Below are 2,333 nucleotides of genomic sequence, written 5' to 3' on the forward strand. Positions count from 1 at the left end.
TAAGGATTACCAGAAAAAAGGCGAACCCTTTCCTTTCTTATTGGCAGCCCCGACAGGAAGAGCCGCGAAAAGGATGAGTGAATCCACCGGACTGCCTGCTGTAACCATACATCGTCTTCTTGGATTTAATGGGCAAGAAGGATTTGACCGTGACGATGCAAGTCCGCTCGAAGGGAAAATTATCATCGTAGATGAAACATCGATGCTCGATATATGGCTTGCTAATCAATTATTTAAGGCTCTTCCGGAAAATATACAAGTCATCATGGTCGGCGATGAAGATCAATTGCCATCAGTCGGACCGGGACAGGTCTTAAAGGATTTGCTGACATCTGAACGGATACCTACCGTTCGTTTAACAGATATTTACCGGCAGGCAGAGGGCTCTTCGATTATCGAACTTGCCCATGAAATTAAAAAAGGCTACTTGCCCGCAGATATTACAATAAAGCAGGCGGATCGTTCGTTTATTAAATGCTCAACAACACAGGTTGCACAAGTGGTTGAGAAAGTCGCCTTTAATGCCAAAAATAAAGGCTATTCGGCGAAGGATATTCAAGTGTTAGCGCCCATGTATCGGGGACCGGCTGGGATCGACCGCTTGAATGTTTTATTGCAAGAAATTTTTAATCCTAATCCTGATGGAAAGAGAAAGGAAATTGCTTTTGGTGAGGTAAAATATCGGATTGGTGATAAGGTACTCCAACTGGTGAATCAACCAGAAAGCAATGTCTTTAACGGGGATATTGGGGAAATTATCTCGATTATCTATGCGAAGGAAAACACCGAAAAACAGGATATGATTTACATTTCCTTTGAAGGCAATGAAGTCGAGTATACAAGACAAGATTTAACTCAAATTACCCACGCTTATTGTTGTTCCGTCCATAAATCGCAGGGTAGTGAATTCCCGATTGTCATTTTGCCAGTGACAAGAAGTTATTATCGGATGTTACGTAGAAATTTAATTTATACAGCAATCACCCGAAGTAAACAATCCTTGATTCTTTGCGGCGAAGTCGATGCTCTTAAAATGGGCGTAGAAAGAGCGGATGAACTTTCCCGCCAAACCACCTTGTGCCAAAAGCTGCAAGAGTCAATTACAGCTACTTCACTTGTTGGTAAAAAGAATGAAACAAATTCAGCTAAAGAAAATAATGACCTAGATGAAAAAATAGGCACTGTATTGTCCTACCAAGAGGAATTCATGCAGGCTAATCCAATGGTGGGTATGGAAAACGTTTCACCTTATGATTTCATGGTAAATGACTAACACTATGAATGTTCACAGGAGGTGGGACACTCTTTGCGGACATTCTCTTTATTGAAAGGACAGCCTGTTTTTGAAACAAACAGCGGTCAAAAAATTGGCGAGGTAAGTGATTTATGTATCTCGAGCACCGGTAAGGTAGACGGTTTATTGGTAAAAAAAGGCGTTTTTTTCAAACAATCCTTTTTTTTGGATATCCAAAAAGTGGCTTCCTTTGGTGCAGATGGGGTAATGATTAAGGATAGAGCCTCTTTAGTAAAGCTGAAAGATCCTCAATATACACTTACACATCAACAGCCATTAGACGGAATGATGATGCTTTCAAAAAGCGGAGAATCCCTTGGTTTGTTAAAAGATGTATATTTTCAGGAGGAATTGGGCACAATCATAGGGTACGAAATCACGGATGGCTTCTTTTCGGATCTTACGGAAGGCAAACAAGTCATTCAATCCGAGAAGCCCTTAACAATCGGAAAGGATGCCATTATCGTTGACGTAAATAATACGTGAGGTGTCTTTTCATGTTAAAGTGTCCCAATTGTCAAAGTAAGGATATCGGTAAGATTGGTATTAACCAATATTATTGTTGGAATTGCTTTATTGAACTTTCAGTAAACAAAGGCCTAATCAATACCCATCAAGTCGAAGAAGACGGGTCACTTAGTTCCTTGGACGATTTGTTTGAAGAAGAAGAGCGTCGTTACACCCTTTAAGAGAGAAAAGCAAAACGCTAAGCTAGACCGTTATCAAAGTGAGCAGAAACTTATTTTTAACGTCTATTAAAGAGGTGAAACGTATGAATAAAATGATGACAACAATGATTGCGTTTGGTGCGGGTATGGCGGCCTATAATGTTGCCCAAAGAAATAATATGATGTCCGCCCGCAATATGAAAAGAATGACAAAGAAAGTAAAACGAGCGATATTTTAGATCGGATCCCCCTCAAACCAGAGGGGGATTTTTAATGTCTAGCTCCAGCGCCCAGCGGCTAGTGGACTTCGCTCTCCGCCCTGCGATAAGTCAAGCACGAATGCGCTAACGCTCTTCGTGTTTCCTTTATCT

General features: G+C 40.9%; 4 protein-coding genes. All 4 read left to right on the forward strand.

What is annotated here, in order from left to right:
* Window positions 1-1,273: AAA family ATPase (locus V7659_RS27870; protein WP_335543314.1), on the forward strand; the 1,273-nt coding region annotated here is incomplete at its 5' end.
* A gap of 33 nt (window positions 1,274-1,306) precedes the next feature.
* On the forward strand, window positions 1,307-1,780 hold the full coding sequence (locus V7659_RS27875) for a PRC-barrel domain-containing protein (protein ID WP_335543315.1): 474 nt from the start codon (window positions 1,307-1,309) through the stop codon (window positions 1,778-1,780).
* Window positions 1,781-1,791: 11 nt separating this feature from the next.
* Window positions 1,792-1,983, forward strand: a complete 192-nt coding sequence (locus V7659_RS27880; RefSeq protein WP_026563482.1) for a hypothetical protein — start codon at window positions 1,792-1,794, stop codon at window positions 1,981-1,983.
* Between the two features lie 83 nt (window positions 1,984-2,066).
* Window positions 2,067-2,201 carry a YrzQ family protein gene (locus V7659_RS27885; protein ID WP_335543316.1) on the forward strand — a complete coding sequence of 45 codons (135 nt, stop codon included), beginning with the start codon at window positions 2,067-2,069 and terminating at the stop codon, window positions 2,199-2,201.
* Window positions 2,202-2,333: the final 132 nt, after the last annotated feature.

Origin of the sequence: Neobacillus drentensis, assembly GCF_036966985.1 — a bacterium.
Lineage (GTDB): Bacteria > Bacillota > Bacilli > Bacillales > Cytobacillaceae > Neobacillus > Neobacillus drentensis_E.

Excerpts from the sequence above, each read along its gene's own strand:
- V7659_RS27880 (WP_026563482.1), top strand. The coding sequence starts at position 1,792 with ATGTTAAAGTGTCCCAATTGTCAAAGTAAGGATATCGGTAAGATTGGT.
- V7659_RS27885 (WP_335543316.1), top strand. The coding sequence starts at position 2,067 with ATGAATAAAATGATGACAACAATGATTGCGTTTGGTGCGGGTATGGCG.